The following is an 18,993-nucleotide window of genomic DNA, read 5'->3' as shown; positions in this document are numbered from 1 at the left end:
GGAAGGGGCTGTATAAAGCAGAAAATTATTTACATCACTCATTGTCTGAATCACCATTTTCTAAAACATACTTGATGAAAACTGCATCCTAATACCTGCTACTAATTACTTGCTACTTCTAATAAATCTTCACTTCCTTGAAATGGGCATAAGAATCTGTTGGTCCTTTGGCTACTAATCCAAGGCGGAATCCCATGCCCCAAGGCACAAGATGCTTCACGTCTTGTGTCTCGCCAATTTGAATTGCTTTTCCATCCACAAGGGCCGAAGTAGTCATTTTGTAGCCGTCTTCCATGCTTAAAACTAATTTGACTTCTTTGCTGTCTGGAATCGCTAGTTTGGCAATTTCTCTAGTTTTCTGATTGATCGTTTCCCAAAGGATCAGTTGATTTCCCTTTACAGAAATGCCCATTCCTGCAGGAGGGGCACCGAAGCCATTATTAGCACCACCAATTACCGCCAACCCGGCTGCAGCATTCCCGTCAGGAATTACTGTTGCTTCGTATTGATAATCCAGAGATTTTGTGCCTTGAACCAAGAGTGTTCCAAGCGTTTCATTTTCCTCAGAAGCCTGAAGTATGAGACCATTTTTGCCAGTTTCGTAATTGATATCTTGGGTCACTCTCCATTGCCAAACTGGATCCAGTCGCTTTTTAAAATCGTCATTAAATTCCAAGGAAGCTTTGCTACGCTCGTATTTTTCATCGTTTGCGAAAACTGGCCATTCATCAGCTGTCCATTCTACTTTTTGCAAAACTCCTTGCCGACCTACATAAACAGACCCCTCCTGATTATAAGCATGGTTTAATAACCAAAGCTCTCCATCTTTTTCTACGACAGTTCCATGTCCAGGGCATTTCCAGTTCTCATTATCCTTGATGACTGGATTCATATCGTACTTTTCCCAGGGTCCCAGAAGTGTTTTACTTCGTGCTACGCCAGTTACATAGTCACAGGAAATTTCGCAGCAACCACGAGCAGAATAAGTCGCATAGAAATAGCCGTTCTTTCTGAAAATGGCAATGCCTTCTACCAAACCACCTTCCCATTCCTGATCATTGTGGAAAAGCTCATGCTTCTCACCGATCAATTTGGTGCGTTCCTCGTTTACTTCCTGCGCCCATATGGGAGTTTTTTGCCCTTTACTATTCCCGTCTTCCTTCCAAAGGACATAGAGTTTCCCATTTTCATCCCGCGTTTCAAAAGCATCGATAGATCCATATTCCTGAGCGACAAGTGGGCCATGATCTTTAAATTTTCCTTCCGGCGAATCTGCGCTAGCTACTGCGACGGAAAGCCTATTGCTTTCTTTATCTCGGGCAGTATAGTAAGCGTAGATTTTATTTTGCTCCTCATCATACGAAAGCTCGGGAGCCCAGAAGTTATTCTTTGCCCAATCTGGAGCTCCATCTGGAAAAACATAGTTTACCAGCTCCCAATTCACCAAATCATCGGATTTGAAGATTGGAAAAAGCGGCGCCCACTCGTTAGAGGTGGCCGAAGCGTAATAATATTTGCCAACCTTCACCACCGTTGGATCTGGGCGATCGCCTTCCAACACAGGGTTAAAAAAGGATTGTGTTTGAGCTAATCCGATATTGGAAAATCCAATAATTAGGGAAAGTAGTGCAATAATTTTAGATGAGCTTATCAGCCTATTCATTGATTTTTGGGTTATTTTCTAATTGAGGAAATGCGGTAATTCTTAACCTCGCTGCACCCATTGGAACTAGTGTTACATCTACTATGGGCTGATCGGAAATCTTTGGAAGATCCTTCAATTCTCCCACCAAACCATATTGATCCAGTTTCCAGTCGGGAATCTGACGGGCTTTTGCTACGATTTTAATTGGAACTTCCTCCAGAGAGAATGGGAAATCAGATTTTGGCCAATGTCCTTCCATTACTTCGAAAGAGGATGCAGGATCATTTTCGTCCACTACCAAACTGTAGTTCCAATCCGTTACGGGATGAATTTCCCAAGACGGCCATTTTTTTGTATCTGCACCTTTCTGCCATTTGGAATCCCATTGGGCCGTTTCCTCACTGTCTTTTTTGAAATACTTCTCTCTGATTTTTAATGAATAGGTCAAAGGACCTCTACTTACGCTTAGACTATTGCTGTTTTTCTCCCAAGTTTTGGTTTGGATTTCCATCGGAAGGGAAAGCGAAATTTGATCTCCGTTAGTCCAAGTTCGGCTGATTTTAGCATAGCCGATTCCGGAAATATTTTCTTTCACTACTTCTCCGTTGATGGAAATGGAAGCTTCTTTTGCCCATGCGGGAATACGTAAATAAAGTGGGAAATCTACCGCTTTTTCTGTGCTCAAGGCAAATTTGATTTCCTCTTCAAATGGGTAGTGCGTTGTTTCTTCGATGTTTACAATTGTTCCATCTCCAACTTTCACTTCCACTTTGCTAGCTCCATACATTGCTGCCACTACACCATTATCAGGTGTTGCCATCCAGAGATTTTCTATAAAATAGGGCCAGCCTTGCGCATGATTATGCTGGCAGCAACGTGAGCTGAAAGGATTCATCATCAGGAATGGGCCAGAGTTGGCAATTCCTGGAGAGTGATTCTCAGCATCCAGCAAAACCATATTTGGTGAAGTGATGTAATGCAAGGCCTTGAAGTCAGGCATCACAGCTGCCGGATACGTGTTAAATGCAACTTCCTCGGCATGGTCCGCCCAGAAAGGATCTCCCGTGATTCTCAGTAAATGCTCATCGGAATTCATCTGCTCCACCATTCCACAGGTTTCTACGCCTTGGCGTGGATCTGCATATCCCGGTCTTGCATTTTCATCAGAGCCAAACATGCCGCCAGGAACCTGACCGAAATGCTCACGGATGATGTTGAAATTTTCATAAGTGGCCTGAAGGTCTTTCTCGTTCTTGGTCAGTAGATAATACTGGGCTGGTTCGCGGAATGCCTGCGCATGGTTTACATTGTGCCAATCGACTTGATCGCGATACCAATCAGGAACTTCGCCTCCATCACGCACTTCATAATAATTTTTCACCTGTTCGATAGGCAGATCTCTCCCTCCCCAATCGGAAGTATTCTGGTGGATTTTTTCAGCTAGTTCTAATAAAAAATCGTCTCCTGTGCGGTTGTAAAGCCAAATCACGCTGTGAAGATTATCTCCCCCACGTAATCTTTGCCAATATCCTTCGAGGAATTCCTCATCAGGAACTGTCAGTTCATATTTGAAATAATTGGTCATGAGCGTGATCACCCGCTCATCCTGAGAATACTCGTAATACGATTGCAGACAGTATAGCATGATCATTTTTGCCCAGAAATCTGGATGATCTCCATCCATAAGTTTGGGTCCAAAATCACCATTTTCCCGCTGACTGGTAAGCACAGATTCCAGCCAGATCATGGATTCATTGATCATTTCCTGATCCTCCATGATGTAGCCGATATTGGCGTATCCTTTCAGCCAATAGGGCACTTCTTCCCAGCCCCATTCTCCAGTGCCATCTTTAGAGAGCCAGGCGTTATTTTCTTTTTGAAGCCAAGCGGAAATTTCTCCTAGGTTACCAGTAAGGCCATTTTTCTGACGGGTGAGGTATTCTTTTAAAAATCCCTCTGGCTTCACAGCACCTACGGGAAGCTTAATCAGCGCACTGGGCGCCAAAGGCGCCCGGTTGCTGATGTAAAATTGATTTGTGTTTTCTGTGGGGATTCGGTCGACGATTGTGACCGAGTTATTGGATTTTATACCAGTGGTACAAGAAATCAGTGCTGCACAGAAAATCAGTGCAAGCGTTGATTTAAAGCGGTTTTTTAACATTTTTAGCAGGTTTTGGGACAATAAATGTTCCCGAAAGTGCAACGCCTTGCTTCAAACTAGGTTTGATCTTAGTTGTGTTTCTAGTGTAGGTCTTTTTCATAATAGGTTTGGGTTTTTGTTATTAAAAATAGATTTGACTCTAGCTAGCAAGGTAGTAATCAAAATCTAAAAAGCACTTTATTTTTGAGGGCAATATCTAAAAGTCTATAATTCCTATAGGAAATTATACTCCCTCATACCTAGGAGACTATAAAAAACTCTACTTCCAAACTGGTGCTTTTTGTGAGGTGATGCTTGGTTCAAAATTTTCAATTGAGGGCCATCCTTCTTTCCAGCTAATCTTGTCCAATAGCAAAGTTCTTCTGTTAGTCCCATTGTTGAGTTTTGGTTTTTGCTTGGCCATCCCATGATATAGTAGCCAATTCTGACCTTCTGAGTCTGTAATGATTTCAGCATTGTGTCCTGGGCCGGCATAGCCATTTCCGCTTGCATTTGGACCTACCACCAAAGTCCCAGAGTCAGCATCTAGCATACTTTTACCCTGCTGATCAAAATAAGGTCCTTCCAGATTCTCCGACCTTCCGACTAGAACTTTGTACGTGCTATTTGCTCCTTCACAGCAAGTTCCAGCAGAACCAAAAAGATAGTAAAATCCATTTTTCTCATAGATATAGGCTGCTTCCAGATGATTACCTGCAAGTTGGATTTTTTGTCCTTGAGGCTTTTTGCCATCAGCAGTCAATTCAGTCATGTACAAACCATGGAAACTTCCCCAGGCTAGGTACTTTTTCCCATCTTGTTCTATATAAAATGGGTCAATTGAATTAGCGACACCAATTTCCTTTGAGTCAAAAACTTTCCCTTCATCTACAAATGGACCTTCCGGCCTTTCAGCTATTGCCAATCCCACACCTGGGTTTGGATCTCCCCAAGTGGAAAAGGAATAGTACATGTAAAACTGCTCCCCGACTTGTGTGACGTCCGGTGCCCAGATGCCTCCTCTTTCTTTCCATTCAGGCTTTTTGTCCATAGAGTTGCCTAGCAATTCCCAGTTTATCAGGTCTTTCGACTTGATCACAGGAACCAAGTGATAGCCTCCCTCTTCACCCCAATTATCCTCTGTGCCATAAGAATAGAATTCCGCGCCAACCTGAACGACTGTCGGGTCTGCAAGCACCGGTTCAAAGACAGGATTGGCATACCTGAGCGTGTCATTAGTATGCAATGAATACTCAGCCGCCTCAATTTTAGAAGGATTCTGATATACTGTGAATAGGATGATTAGCAGAGGGACAATGGGCATGACGATTAAATTTGACTCTCCAAGTTATACGAAAATGTTTTCTAGTGAGAAATTCGAAAGGAGAGTTTGGAGATGAAAATCCTCACAGGATTTTTACTTTTAACTCCGTTTAATATGGAGAGAATTCACCTTTAGAAATTCTATCCCCATTTTTACTGTCTATACCTTTCCACTATATTTGCACCTCATTCCCGCACAATCACTATGTGAAATCTAATTTCTTTCTGACTATAAATACGGCAATCCAGCCTCTTGGCAACGCTGTTTGTTTAATCTTCAAAGAGAAATTATGCTCATTTTACAGAATATCACCTATATACATCCCAATAAGGATTTGTTGTTTGAAAACATCAACCTTACCCTTAATCAACACCAAAAAGTTGCCTTAATTGGAAATAACGGTGTGGGAAAATCCACCCTTTTGCGAATCATCGCTCAGGAAATCGCATCCTCAGACGGGCAGTTGATAATAGAATCCCAACCTTATTATATACCTCAGATTTTCGGGCAGTTCAATCATCTCACCATAGCTCAGGCTCTGGGAATTTCCGAAAAACTCACGGCCTTTCATGAAATTCTCGATGGAAAAGCGACTGAAAGCAATTTGCTTTTGCTTGACGACGATTGGACTGTAGAAGAGCGATGTAAAGAAGCGCTGGCGTATTGGCAAATTTCAGAATTTGATCTTTCAGAAAAACTTAAAAACCTCAGTGGCGGGCAAAAAACTAAGGTTTTTCTGGCTGGGATTGCGATTCATAAGCCTGATCTGGTGCTGCTTGATGAGCCGAGCAATCATCTTGACACGGAATCCAGAAATCTGCTCTACAATTATATTTCCTCCACTTCCAATGCTTTATTGCTAGTGAGTCATGATCGGAAACTGCTGAACCTGCTGGATACTGTATGCGAACTCACCCGAAGAGGTATCCACACCTATGGAGGGAATTATGATTTCTACGCTGCACAAAAACAGCAGGAACTCGCTGCCCTCGACCATGATGTAAAAAGCAAGGAAAAGGCGTTGCGAAAGGCCAAAGAGAAAGAGCGGGAAACAATAGAAAGACAGCAAAAGTTGGATGCCCGAGGCAAGAAAAAGCAGGAGAAAGCTGGAATTGCGACGATCATGATGAACACGCTTCGAAATAACGCAGAAAAGAGTACTTCAAAAATCAAAAATGTCCATACTGAGAAAATTGGAGGGATTTCTCAGGAATTGCAGGAATTGAGAAAAGAGTTGCCGGACATCGATAAAATGAAGTTTGGCTTTGACAATGCTAAGTTGCACAGAGGCAAAGTGCTCATTACTTCAGATTACATGAATTTCTCATACCATGGGCAGAACCTGTGGAAAACTAACTTGGATTTTCAGATTACAAGTGGTGAGAGAATTGCCCTGAAGGGACAAAATGGCTCTGGAAAAACTACGTTGATCAAGCTTATATTGGGAGATTTAAATCCTCAGATCGGTAAACTTTTCCGAGCTGAAATAAATGCTGTTTACATCGATCAGGATTATTCCTTGATAGACAATAGCCTAAGTGTTTACGAGCAAGCAGAGCGATATAATTCCTCCGAACTGAAAGAACATGAAGTCAAAATCAGGCTAAATCGGTTTCTTTTCACTAAAGAAGATTGGAGTAAATCCTGTAGTGTGCTTAGTGGAGGAGAACGCATGCGACTCATGCTCTGCTGCCTTACGATCAGCAGTCATGCACCGGATATGATCATTTTGGATGAACCGACCAATAACCTGGACATCCAAAACATCGAAATACTCACCGCTGCCATCAACGAATATCAGGGTACATTGCTCGTGGTTTCCCACGATGAGTCTTTTCTAGAGCAGGTGATGATAGAGTCCTCCATCCAACTTTGAGAGATCTAGCGAAAACTGAGGATATGCTTTGAAGTTACTTCGGTCATCTCTACTCGATCAGTTCCGCTTTGAATCATAGGAAATTTGGTCGCAACCAGCTAGACAGCAATACTGACTACTTATTAAACCGATCAGGATGTAGTTCTGAGTATTTTTTGTCTTCTGACAAACCCATGAAAATTGGATCCATCAAGGACTTTTCCCAGGTTTTGATCATATTTTCCAATGCTTTGACCCGCTCTGCCTGAGTAGCAGCTAAATTTATTTTTTCAGCGATATCCTTTTGGATATCAAAAAGATAAGTTTCATCCTTCTTTAGGATTTGTTTGCTGTTTATTGTCCGGATCGCAAATTTCTGTGTGTCGTAATTTCTCCAATAAAGCTCTTGATGCGGAATTCCATTGTTTTCACCAGTCAGGTAAGGAATCAGATTCACTCCATCCAGTTCGTTTTTAGGAGTCACTTTAGCCAAAGCAACAGCGGTGGAGAATATGTCCAGAGAGATCACAGGATTGTCATACCTGATGCCCTCAGGAATGACACCTTTCCACTGTACCGCAAATGGAACGCGTACTCCACCTTCAAAGAAATCACCCTTGAAACCGCGTAGAGGAGCATTGTCAGCAGCGTTATGTGCGGTAGGTCCGCCATTATCAGATAAAAAGAAAACCAAGGTATTGTCATCTAGCTCCAATTCTTCCAGTTTATCCAACAAAGTACCTACCCCGTCATCCACCGCACTTACCATGGCAGCATAGGTTCTACGCTTGATGTCTTTGATGTGCAAAAACCGGTTGAGATACTTCTCTGTAGCCTCCATAGGTGCATGTGGTGCATTGTAAGCTAGATACATGAAGAACGGTTCTTTCTGGTGTCTTTGGACGAAATCAACAGCTTCTCGGGACAAGGCATCCGTGAGGTATTCTGTCTCTTCTACCCGCTCGGTATTTCTGAGCAATTTGGTATTATAGGCATCGTATTGGGATTTGGATTGCTCTATATCCTGCAAGGTAAAGTCCTCAGGAAAGTACCTATGTCCACCGCTGAGAAATCCATAAAATTCATCAAATCCTCTTTTATTTGGCCTTAAAGTCGGGTGAACCCCCATATGCCATTTTCCAAAAGCAACCGTGGCATATCCTGCTTTTTTCATGGCGGCGCCTAAGGTCTCCTCGCTGAGAGGAAGCCCCATCAGTGAATCCTTCGGAGCCATCAACGGGTTTTTTGCGAAGCCAAATTTGTCCTGATATCTGCCAGTAAGCAAGCCCGCTCTGCTAGGCCCACAAACTGCATAAGAAACGTAGCCGGAAGTAAATACTACCCCATTTTTTGCAATTCGATCAATTCCCGGGGTTGGGATTTCTGTGCTGCCGTTGAAGCCCACATCTGCATATCCCTGATCGTCGGTAAGGATGATGATTACATTGGGCTTGTCTGCAGCAGTTCTATCCTGAGCAAGTAAATTGGATGAAAAGACAAAAAATAGACTGAGGGCAAAATATCTCATAGGGGTAGATTCAAGCGTTCTTTTGAAAATTAGACTAAGGGCGAATTTATTGATTAATGGCAAGTTTGGTGGTTCTATTTGACCAATACGCGATCTTCAGTGATAATTGGGCAAAAGGACTAGAATCTAATTTTTCTAGTTTAAGATTACTCTGATCTTGGATGTACAGAGAGATAGCGTGTAGGGGCTGGATAAACAATTATCGTCTCGCCAGTATCACAGCCAAACTGAAATCACTCGATGAGTGGTTAAGAAACCGTCTCCGATATTGCATCTGGTCCCGTACTTACGGGAGAAAAAGCCTGAGCGAAAACGTAAAAACCTGATCAGATTGGGAGTGGATCAAGACCATTCCTATGCATGGAAGGGCTGAGCGTTAAGAAATTGTCCCTTAGGACATTTTTAGCGAAAGAGCCAGAATGTGGGGAGGCAGAAAAGGAGGATGGGCTGTGGCTCAAAGTCCAATACTGGTGACGACAATCACACTTTCAAGGCTGATAAGAAAAGGTTATCTAAGTATGCTGGACTATTACTCTAAATCAAAACCTGAGATTCAGAGAACCGCCGTATACAGCCTGTCCCGAGAATCGGGAAGACCCGTATCCCGCACGTGCGGGAGTGGTGTGAGAGGCGCACTCCCGTAAATCGGGACTGGCTGTGGGCTTATGGCTCACGGCCGTCTACTCGATTACCAGCATTTACCCTATTTCCATCCGTCGGTTAAGAAGTTCGACGTTAAAGTTGATTTTGGCATTCAATGCTCGGAATACTTTGATGATGGTTTCAAATCGGGCATCTGTTAGACTGTTCTCTAGTTTGGAAATTTGTGCTTTCTTAACTCCAACTAGTTCACCAAGTTGCTCCTGTGTTAAGTTGCGCTCTTTACGAGCATCCTTGATGGCCTGCCCTAATAAGTCCATTCGGAGTTCATACTCAAACGCATCTCGCTTTGGCGTTCCTTTTTTTCCAACGTGTTTGTCTGTTAGTTCCTCAAGTGAATATGTCTTCATGGCTTTCTTTTTTGCTTGCTCTCAAAATAATTTATTCTCAAACGTTCAGCTTTTTCAATTTCTGAGTTCGGTATTTTTCCAGTTTTCTTGATCAGTCCATGCGTGGAAATGACCACAGTATCTTGGCTGTCAGACTTGTCCCAAAAAGCAAAAAGTCGGAAGTAGGTTTTCTGATACAACGTTCGAAATTCCCAAATTTCACCCTTCAATTTTTTGAAAAGTTCTTTGTCATTTATTTGCCTAGACTTCCAAATATTGAAGAGAATCTTCTCTCTGGATTTTTCATCCACGTCATCTAAAAAGTTAGCAGCCTCCTCCATGAACTCTACTCGAAACTTTTCCTTCACCGTTCGTTTTTGAAGTAAAGATATATGTTTCCTAATTAAGAAACAATAGATCGCGCTTTGAAGATCATTGCTGGTAACGTTTTCGGGCTTGGCGAAGGTGGCGATTTTCACCACAAATGTTTATGCGGAGAACCAAACTTTGATTAACCACAAATGTGTCTGCGGAGCACTGAACCGCCACTTTTGCCAAACCCGTGTTAGCGGTTCGGCTTTCTTGTTCGTTCCAATATTCCATATAGTAGTTTTTCAATTCCTGTTGTCATTTCGAAGTCGTCTTCTTTTCTGAAAAAGTTATATCCATTTTCACTCCAACCCATTAATTGAGGGCTAAAAATGTCACGAACTGTTTTATGTATTATAGTGTCAGAGTTTGGTAGATATTCAATGATAGTTGTTGAAGTGTTGTTATTAATTAACTTCAATTGTCTTGAATCATATTGAATTTTTCCTTTCTTGAACTCAAATAGATGGGTTCTAGGGTTTAAACTTTCATAATTTTGTCCTGTGCTGTCAATTTGAAGGGCAATAAATTTGTCGGGTAGTTCTTCTTTGAACTTGTAAATGTATGCAACTCTTTCTCCTGTCGTCAAATTTGCAAAATCGCTGTAATTAATACTGTCGTATTTCACATAAGCATTAAAAGTGTCTCTGATTTTATATAAAGTCGTCCCACCGAAGTCTTGAGGGGTTGTCATTAATTGTAAGAATATTTGAAATGAAAATACGCATAAAAAAAGTGTCGAAAGTTGCCAAATTTTTAGTTGTCGTTTAGTTACCTTAAAAATAATTAAACCAAGTCCCATTGCAATTAATATTGTCAATGGCCAGCAAATTAGTCCACCAAGTCCTGTGTATGGAAATAACCATAATATAATTGCCTCTGCTATCATACACAAAATGACATAAATTCCAAAAAGTAAAAGTCGTTTTGATTTGTCCATTTATTCGTTCCGTGTCTATTGGTTGTCGTATTTTAAGCTGACCGCCAACGAGTCGCTATACGCAACTAGTTTCGTATATATTTTATATATCTAATTTGTCTAATGGAGAGATGATCTGGCTAAATCCCTTGGTTGTAATATGGGTGTAGACTTCCGTCGCTTTGGAATTGCTGTGTCCTAGAAGACTCTGTATGTACCTAAGATCAATCCCATTTTCCAATAAATGAGTAGCGAAACTATGCCTTAGCGTGTGGACTGTGACATGCTTGGTTATCTTGGTCTTACTTAACGCCTTCTTCAAAATCTGCTGGATACTTCGCGATGTGTATTGAACAGGTTTTTCCTTGGTGCTTCCCGCTCCTTCAAATAACCAATAGTGAGGCCTTTCTTTCTTGAAATATTCTCGTAAAAGCTCCAATATTTTCTTGGACAGAATCGTGTACCTGTCTTTGTTTCCTTTAGCATTTTCTACATAGATCTGCATTCGATCCGAATCTATCGCATTTATGGGAAGGTTGATCAGCTCGCTGATCCTCAATCCTGCCGAGTAAATAGTGCTCAAAATGGCTTTATGTTTGATGTTTTGGATGCCATATAATATTTGTTTGATTTCTTCTTCACTGCATACTGTAGGAAGCGTCTGTTCCTGCCTTGGACGCTCCACAAAATACAACTTTCTTTTTCCTCCTAATACCTTCTCAAAATAAAATTTGATAGCATTAATCGCCTGATTTTGATATGAGGTAGATACCTTTCTTTCTGTCACTAAAAATCTTGAAAACTCCATCACATGTCTATCATTAAATGAGTCAAGATCTTCTTTTGGAAAATGATTTATAAATTCTTCAAAAAGCGGAACGTAGCTTTTTACAGTGTTTTCGCTATAGCGTAGCTCTTGGAGCTTGTTTAAATAGGTATCTGGGCATGTTTTGTAATAGGCTGCCTCTTTAGGTTTCAACTTATTGATCCCATGTTTCTTGGGAGGTTCTTTTTCAAAAGTAATTTTAAGGCCAAGGCGCTTCGCAACTTGACTTATTTCTCCAAGGAATTGTTCACTATAGGGTATTTTCCACCACTTATTTTTGGTATCCCAGATTGAATAAGGAATGGTTTTTATATGCTTTATTAATTCTGGAACATACGCAAATAGTAGTTTAAGGCGGTTCTTTTGAATTTGTATTATTAAAATCTCGTCTTTTTCAATTGTGGGTTTTGCCACATGATTTAAATTAATTACCTCATCTTTTTCTATAAGAGTTATTCTATCTCCAAAATAGGCCTTTAACTTTTCTAAGTTGCCTGGATAATGCGGTACTTCCCAAACGAATTGATTTTGATTCCACCTAGCGTAAGTGATTCCTTTGACAAAATGGATGTCAGTGTCATTTTTGGGCATTTTAAGTAAGATCTTCCTACCGAAGACTCGAATTTCTATAGAAGTGATCACAAGCGAAAAAAATAAACGGTTGCGTATATATTTCTATAGAGCTACTATGCGCAATTAATTGTGATTCAGAATCCTACTTCATTGGATTTTATTACCCTCCACGTGCTTTACTAATCTTTCGACGTACCGGCTCCAAACTTTTTTCTCCAAGGACCATTTAGCACTTGAAATTCCTAAAAAATCTTCTGATAAACCTCCTCCAGCTTACTTACAGGCATGACTTCGATTTTGTATTTGCTGAGATCCAAGCCTTTCACAGCGTATTTGGAGACAATGATTTTTTTGAAACCTAGTTTCTCAGCCTCTGCGATTCGGTTTTCGATTCGGTGAACAGCCCGTATTTCTCCACCCAAACCAACTTCTGCCGCAAAACAAATCTGCTCAGAAACAGGCGTATCCTCATAGCTGGAAATCAAAGAGGCGCAAACTGCCAGATCTAGCGCTGGATCATCCACTCTTAGTCCACCTGCTACATTCAAAAACACATCTTGCTGCCCAAGTCGCATTCCGCCCCGCTTTTCCAATACTGCCAGTAGCATATTCAATCGCTTGGCATCATGGCCCGTGCTACTTCGCTGCGGAGTCCCATAAGTTGCTGGACTGACTAAGGATTGGATTTCGATCAGCAATGGGCGGTTTCCCTCCATCATGGCGCCAATTGCCACACCGTTTAGCACTTCTTCCCGCTGGGTCAATAGGATTTCCGAGGGATTTGCTACTGGACGAAGACCCTCGACGCGCATCTCATAGATACCAAGTTCATGGGTAGATCCAAATCGGTTTTTGGAAGTCCGCAGAATTCTATAGCTCATGTGTCTATCTCCCTCAAACTGCAAAACGGTATCCACCATATGCTCCAGCACTTTTGGTCCTGCGATGGAACCGTCTTTCGTGATATGACCAATTAGGAATACCGGAGTTCCTGTTTCCTTGGCAAACTTCATGAGTTCGGCAGTGCATTCCCTGACTTGGGAAACTGAGCCTGCAGCAGATTCTACATACTGAGAAGTCAAGGTTTGAATAGAATCAATCACCAGTAAATCTGGCTTTAGCGCTTCGATTTGCTGAAAAATCTGTTGGGTATTTGTTTCCGAAAGCACGTAGCATTCCGGGTTTTTTGCAGACATACGATCCGCACGCATCTTGATCTGAGCCTCGCTTTCCTCACCGGAGACGTAGAGGATTTTTTTGGTATTGAGAATCAGAGCAATCTGAAGCATCAGCGTAGATTTCCCTATTCCAGGTTCTCCGCCAATTAATACCAGTGAACCCGGCACAATTCCTCCTCCCAAAACCCGATCAAGCTCCGCATCTCCCGTTACATATCTTGGTTGCTCCTCGTAGTTGACTTCTTGGATTTTCTTAGGTACAGATGCTTTTTTGGTGCCTGTTGTTGGAGTTTTCCAAGACCCTTTCCCTGATTCCTCCTTTTGGATTACTTCTTCCACATAGGTATTCCATTCCCCGCAGGCAGGGCATTTGCCTACCCATTTTGGACTTTGAGCACCGCAGTTTTGACAGAAGAATGTTGTTTTTATTTTAGCCATTGGGATACGGGAATTACGATATGCGATTTACGAGGTTTGCTGGAACCTCGGAGATTGAATTAGGAAGTGAATTTTTCCTAGCAAGTTAATCTGGAAGTTATTTTCAAAACTTTCAATTTATAAATAATGAATGCCGAACGTTGAATATCGAATTTAAAACCTTCCAACCTTCCAACCTTCAACTTCCAACCTCCTAGTGCGCCTGCAGCCAATCCGTGCCTGTTCCAACTTCTACTTCTACCGGTACGGCCATTTTGATGGCATTGGACATCAGACCAGGTATGTTGGCTTTAAGGAGTTCAACCTCATCCTTGTGTGCATCAAAAACCAATTCATCATGCACCTGAAGGATCATCTTGGACTTGAGGTTTTCCTTTTTCATCCATTGATGCACATCGATCATGGCGACTTTGATCAGATCGGCTGCAGATCCTTGGATTGGTGCGTTGATTGCATTTCGCTCCGCAAAGCCACGCATGGTAGCATTTCGGCTGTTGATATCCCGAAGATATCTCCGGCGACCGAGGATAGTCTCCACGTATTCGTGAGTTTTGGCTTTTTCAATGGCTCCATCCATATACTCTTTCACAGCAGGAAATTCCTTGAAATAGGAATCAATAATCTCTTTGGCCTCACCGCGTGAAATAGACAATCTCTGTGAAAGTCCAAAAGCCGAAATACCGTAAATAATCCCAAAATTGGCTGTTTTGGCTTTTCTACGCATATCTGAAGTCACTTCTTCCAGGGGAACCTGGAAGATCTTTGCAGCGGTAGTCGCATGAATATCTCTTCCGCTTTTGAAGGCTTCGATCATAGATTCATCGCCTGAAAAAGCCGCCATGATCCGCAATTCAATCTGAGAGTAATCCGCTGCCAATAGGATGTGGTTTTCATCTCTTGGGACGAAAGCCTTTCGGATTTCCCGGCCTCTCTGGGTTCGGATTGGGATATTCTGAAGGTTTGGATTGATGGAAGAAAGACGGCCTGTTGCAGCCACAAACTGGTTATAGGTCGTGTGAATTCTACCTGTTTTGGAATTGATCAAGAGCGGCAAGGCATCCACATAGGTAGATTTCAACTTCACCATTTGGCGGAAGTCCAAAATGTTTTGGATGATCTCATGCTCATGGGCCAGTTTGCTTAGCACTTCCTCGCCAGTGGCATATTGGCCGGTTTTAGTCTTCTTGGCTTTGGGATCGAGTTTTAGTTTGTCAAAAAGCACTTCGCCCAGTTGCTTTGGAGAAGCTAGATTGAAGCGAACTCCAGCCATTTCATAGACTGTGTTCTCGATCTCCTTACTTTCTTTTTCCAGCAAAAGGGACATTTCTGCCAGACTTTCCATGTCTATCCGCACTCCTTCAAATTCCATGTCCGCGAGTACATTGATCAGTGGATTTTCTACCTCATCAAAAAGTTTTTCAAGGTTATTCTCCTTCAATAAGGGATCAAATTCTGCTTTTAACCTCAGCGTAATATCTGCATCTTCAGAAGCATAAGCAGTCACTTCATCTTCGTCAACATCACGCATATTTCCCTGATTCTTGCCCTTTTTGCCAATCAGTTCTGTGATGGAAACTGGCTCGTAATTCAGGTATTGCTTTGCCAGCCAATCCATGGAATGCTTTCCGTCCGCATCGATCAGGTAATGTGCAAGCATGGTGTCATAAAGGACTCCCTTGACTTCGATATCGTAATTTTTCAGTACCAAAATATCGTATTTGATATTCTGGCCAATTTTCAGAACAGCTTCGTTTTCAAAAACCGGCTTCAGTAACTCAAGAATAGCTAAGGTCTCCTCCCGACTTTCTGGACAAGGAATATAATATGCCTCCCCTGTGACATAGGCGAAGGATATTCCAACCAATTCTGCCTCCATTGGATTTACGGAAGTAGTCTCTGTATCAAAGCAAAGCTCTTTTTGAATCTCCAAATACTCAACAAGCTCCAAGATTTCAGCCTTGCCTTTTACTTTGTGATAATTCTGAATATTGCTGTGAATAGTATCCGGGGCTTTTTGCTCGGCTACGTTTACAGATTCCTCTTCAAATTCTATTGCAGGTGAGGAAGAGGCTGTAGCAGCTGGAGCCTCTCCGAAAAGTCCTAATTGATCGTTTTTCTGAACTGCAGCTTTTTTGTCTGTGCCTTTGAAAACCCTGGAAGCTAGGGTTCTAAACTCAAGCTCTGTAAAAATCGCACGAACTTTCTCCTCGTCGATTCCCTCGTATTTCAAGTCTTCTTTAACGTAAGTAATTGGCACATCGCATTTGATCGTGGCAAGTTCCTTTGACAAAATACCCTGCGCGGCAAAGTTTTCCACATTCTCCTTTTGCTTTCCCTTCAGATCAGCGGTGTTTTTCACCAATTCTTCTACGGTGCCGTAGGTCTTTAGAAGTTTGACAGCGGTCTTTTGTCCAATTCCAGGAATACCAGGAATGTTATCCACAGCATCTCCCATAAGGCCGAGAATGTCCCGAACTTGATCTACATGCTCTATATCCCATTTGGCGCAGATCTCTTTTGGCCCCATGATATCTACCCCATTTCCCATGAAGGCTGGCTTGTAGAGGAAAATATGATCATCTACAAGTTGCCCATAATCTTTATCGGGCGTCATCATATAAACAGTGAAGTTTTCCTTCTCGGCTTGCTTGGCCAAAGTACCAATCACATCATCAGCTTCGTAGCCGTCTAATTCCAAAATCGGGATGTTGAAAGCCTTCACAATTTCCTTCACCCAAGGAATGCCCACAGCTATATCTTCTGGCTGTTCCTGGCGGTTTGCTTTGTAGGGTTCGTACTGAACATGGCGGAACGTTGGGGCGTGGGTATCGAAGGCGACCCCAATGTGGGTAGGTTTTTCCTTATCAATTATTTCGAGTAAGGTATTGGTAAAGCCCAGCATGATGCCGGTATTCAATCCTTTGGAGTTGATTCTGGGGTTTTTGCTGAAGGCAAAATGCGCTCTATAAATAAGCGCCATGGCATCGAGTAAAAAAAGCTTACAGGGCTGTTTTTGGGACATTTGAAGTAAATTTATAGTAAAAAGGCATCTGCGTTTTAGCCAAGCAAGTTACAAATTTTAGACAAGGAGCTACCCAAAATCTAGCTATATCCATTGATAGTGCGACAGAGTTTGGCTGTAATATTGACAATAGTTGAAACCTGACTTTAAACAAACATTCTTATGAAAAAATTATTCGCAATTCTCGCACTTGTATTCTCCGCTCATATGCTTGTAGCAGCGCCGGCAAATGACGATAATTCCAAAAAAGATAAAACGGAATTGACAGAAGCTCAAAAAGAGCGTCTTGCAGAGATTCAGGCTAGAGTCGATGAAATCAAAGCCATGGACTTTAGTTCCATGAGTAAGGACGAAAAGAAAGATGTACGTATGGAGTTGAAAGAAATGAAGGAAGAAGCCAAGCGTGCAGGTGGTGGAGTTTATATTTCCGTGGGTGCAATTATTATCATTCTTTTACTTTTGATTTTGCTTACTTAAGCAAATCTAATTACCAATCGACCAAACTAAAGGCTGACAACTTATTGTCAGCCTTTTTCTTTGTAGTATTATATCCGTTGAAAAAGTAGTCTTACGAGATATTTGAACAGGAAATTTCTTAAATGAAAGAGGGGACCATTAGTGATAGTGTCGGCTATTGAATAGTGTAACTCCCAAGCTATTTGGTGTATAATGGTGTTCTTTTGATTAAATATTGTAATGTAATTTCGTAGGCATTTTCATCAGGCCAGAAACTGTCATGAGTATCTGCATAGATATTTTGCCCTTGATCATTATAGATCTTCATATCTACATTGGTGTTGAAGCTAGCTGATGAAGTGCTTGAACCAAAATTAGTTGAGTTATATCTATTTCCATTACTCTTGCTTGAGTATGCGTTAGAACTGCTATTTGTTACTCCTGTTTGGGTGATAACTACCGAGCCGTATATCACATATTCCACACCCAATAGATTGGCCATTTCACCTGGAGTTAGTCCAATTAGATTATCCACATGAAGGTTATTTTTTACTAATAATGCATTGGTAGTCATGGGATCTTGGATATTGAACATTGCAGCTTTCTTTTTTAGAAAAGTGTAGCAATCAGATTGAACCTTGAGTCCCATTTTATCATCTCTAGAGCCGCCTGACCCCATATAATCAAATGGTAAAACTGCAACTTGATTGTGATGAGATTGTACAGTATTTCCTGAATTCGGCGCTGCAGGAGCAGCCGGTGAAGCACTAGGGGTTTCAGTAAAGAATTCTACTCTCCCGCTCGCAAACTGAATTTTATTTATGTCGGTAGTTTTAACTGTATAGGTCAGAGATTCGCCTTTATGAATAAAACTGATCGCATCATCATTGATCGCTGTGACATTTCCTATCATCTCTTCTCCATCAATTTTGACGACCTTGTCAAACTGTTTTTCCTGAGCCGAAGCAACAGAAAAAATGAATAGGAGAACCACAAGTGAGAAGCAAGTTTTTAGATTAGCCTTCATATAATTAGCTTATAAATAGTATAAAAATAGGTTATTCACGCACTTAAAATAATGAGATAATTTTTTGTGTCACAGCTTTTTAAAGATGACGTGGACCTTTTACTGAGAATTTAATTTCTCTCTTAAATAGACTTTCACTTGTAAAGCTCGGAGAAAAACAACTATTAGAGGTGCGGTCCACAAAATCTCATTAAAAATAAGCTGAAATGCGGCTCTTTTTTGCCAGCCCAAATCAGGAATAAAACCCAGTGCAAACCAAATCGCTAGTATAATTTTCCCTGCAATACCAGCAATGATCAGGTACACCCAACTTACTGGGTAAAAGGCACTAAAGAAAATCAGCAGTCCAACCAAAATCCCAAATCCTCCATAATAAGCAGTCGGAAGTGTTGCCTCAATCACTTTTCCATCAGCCAGCCAGTTGATAATAGATCCTCCCATCAGTCTGAAAATAGCAGACCAGGCAATTGTGTACATCCCGGATAAGAGTAGAATTCCACGAAAGGACATTGGGAATACAGGAAAGGAAGGATTTTGATCCATTGGTTGATTATATTGGGAAATTGATCATGCACTTAGCATTCTTAGATTACATTATATGATTATCCGCATTCTTGCCAGTCATCCTAGAATCTTTGCTTATCTGGTAGGAAGACCGATGACCGAAGACTCCCTGACCTTACCTGATTTTGGTTGTCACTTTC

15 protein-coding genes are annotated in these 18,993 nt (G+C 41.6%); 3 read left to right on the top strand and 12 right to left on the bottom strand.

Annotated features, from left to right (window positions below; all coding sequences use genetic code 11):
• Window positions 1-118: 118 nt before the first annotated feature.
• From AACZ87_RS11725 to AACZ87_RS11715, 3 genes are all read right to left on the bottom strand, one after another.
• The gene (locus AACZ87_RS11725) at window positions 119-1,663 is read right to left on the bottom strand and encodes a glycoside hydrolase family 43 protein (protein WP_339867363.1); all 1,545 of its coding nucleotides are present in this window, start codon (window positions 1,661-1,663) and stop codon (window positions 119-121) included.
• Window positions 1,656-3,806, bottom strand: coding sequence for a beta-L-arabinofuranosidase domain-containing protein (locus tag AACZ87_RS11720; protein ID WP_339867361.1), 2,151 nt, complete (start codon window positions 3,804-3,806; stop codon window positions 1,656-1,658). Before AACZ87_RS11720 ends, AACZ87_RS11725 begins: the two co-directional genes overlap by 8 nt.
• 259 nt (window positions 3,807-4,065) lie before the next feature.
• Entirely contained in the window at window positions 4,066-5,109 is a 1,044-nt protein-coding gene (locus AACZ87_RS11715) for a family 43 glycosylhydrolase (protein WP_339867359.1), read from the bottom strand.
• Between the two features lie 289 nt (window positions 5,110-5,398).
• Here AACZ87_RS11715 and AACZ87_RS11710 point away from each other — a divergent pair, with 289 nt between their 5' ends.
• Window positions 5,399-6,985: an ABC-F family ATP-binding cassette domain-containing protein gene (locus AACZ87_RS11710; protein WP_339867358.1), complete on the top strand. Its 1,587-nt coding sequence runs from the start codon at window positions 5,399-5,401 to the stop codon at window positions 6,983-6,985.
• Between the two features lie 115 nt (window positions 6,986-7,100).
• On the opposite strand, the gene AACZ87_RS11705 is transcribed toward AACZ87_RS11710, so the two are convergent.
• Window positions 7,101-8,492, bottom strand: coding sequence for a sulfatase-like hydrolase/transferase (locus AACZ87_RS11705; RefSeq protein WP_339867357.1), 1,392 nt, complete (start codon window positions 8,490-8,492; stop codon window positions 7,101-7,103).
• Between the two features lie 161 nt (window positions 8,493-8,653).
• On the opposite strand from AACZ87_RS11705, the gene AACZ87_RS11700 reads away from it, so the two are divergent.
• Complete coding sequence (locus tag AACZ87_RS11700; RefSeq protein WP_339867356.1) at window positions 8,654-8,818, top strand: group II intron maturase-specific domain-containing protein; 165 nt, start codon at window positions 8,654-8,656, stop codon at window positions 8,816-8,818.
• A gap of 372 nt (window positions 8,819-9,190) precedes the next feature.
• Here AACZ87_RS11700 and AACZ87_RS11695 read toward each other — a convergent pair whose 3' ends face one another.
• The 6 genes from AACZ87_RS11695 to polA all read right to left on the bottom strand — a co-directional run bounded on the left by AACZ87_RS11695 (window position 9,191) and on the right by polA (window position 16,806).
• Window positions 9,191-9,502 (bottom strand): helix-turn-helix transcriptional regulator, encoded by a 312-nt coding sequence (locus AACZ87_RS11695; protein WP_283411820.1) that lies wholly within the window; start codon window positions 9,500-9,502, stop codon window positions 9,191-9,193.
• Complete coding sequence (locus tag AACZ87_RS11690) at window positions 9,499-9,960, bottom strand: type II toxin-antitoxin system RelE/ParE family toxin (RefSeq protein WP_339867353.1); 462 nt, start codon at window positions 9,958-9,960, stop codon at window positions 9,499-9,501. The genes AACZ87_RS11695 and AACZ87_RS11690 overlap by 4 nt, the downstream gene beginning before the upstream one ends.
• A gap of 86 nt (window positions 9,961-10,046) precedes the next feature.
• Window positions 10,047-10,739 (bottom strand): hypothetical protein, encoded by a 693-nt coding sequence (locus AACZ87_RS11685; protein ID WP_339867351.1) that lies wholly within the window; start codon window positions 10,737-10,739, stop codon window positions 10,047-10,049.
• A gap of 133 nt (window positions 10,740-10,872) precedes the next feature.
• A complete protein-coding gene (locus tag AACZ87_RS11680; RefSeq protein WP_339867349.1) occupies window positions 10,873-12,186 on the bottom strand; it encodes a tyrosine-type recombinase/integrase in 1,314 nt (437 codons plus the stop codon).
• Between the two features lie 224 nt (window positions 12,187-12,410).
• Window positions 12,411-13,784, bottom strand: coding sequence for a DNA repair protein RadA (radA, locus tag AACZ87_RS11675; protein ID WP_339867347.1), 1,374 nt, complete (start codon window positions 13,782-13,784; stop codon window positions 12,411-12,413).
• Between the two features lie 193 nt (window positions 13,785-13,977).
• Window positions 13,978-16,806 (bottom strand): DNA polymerase I, encoded by a 2,829-nt coding sequence (polA, locus tag AACZ87_RS11670; RefSeq protein WP_339867345.1) that lies wholly within the window; start codon window positions 16,804-16,806, stop codon window positions 13,978-13,980.
• Between the two features lie 162 nt (window positions 16,807-16,968).
• Here polA and AACZ87_RS11665 point away from each other — a divergent pair, with 162 nt between their 5' ends.
• On the top strand, window positions 16,969-17,283 hold the full coding sequence (locus AACZ87_RS11665) for a hypothetical protein (RefSeq protein WP_339867344.1): 315 nt from the start codon (window positions 16,969-16,971) through the stop codon (window positions 17,281-17,283).
• 178 nt (window positions 17,284-17,461) lie between these two features.
• On the opposite strand, the gene AACZ87_RS11660 is transcribed toward AACZ87_RS11665, so the two are convergent.
• A complete protein-coding gene (locus AACZ87_RS11660) occupies window positions 17,462-18,289 on the bottom strand; it encodes a hypothetical protein (protein ID WP_339867342.1) in 828 nt (275 codons plus the stop codon).
• 99 nt (window positions 18,290-18,388) lie between these two features.
• Window positions 18,389-18,832 carry a hypothetical protein gene (locus AACZ87_RS11655; protein ID WP_339867340.1) on the bottom strand — a complete coding sequence of 148 codons (444 nt, stop codon included), beginning with the start codon at window positions 18,830-18,832 and terminating at the stop codon, window positions 18,389-18,391.
• Between the last annotated feature and the right edge of the window lie 161 nt (window positions 18,833-18,993).

The organism is uncultured Algoriphagus sp. (assembly GCF_963974365.1).
In the GTDB taxonomy this organism is placed as follows: domain Bacteria; phylum Bacteroidota; class Bacteroidia; order Cytophagales; family Cyclobacteriaceae; genus Algoriphagus.
The sequence above is the reverse complement of the archived record's forward strand: the minus strand, read 5'-3'. Positions and strand labels throughout refer to the sequence as shown.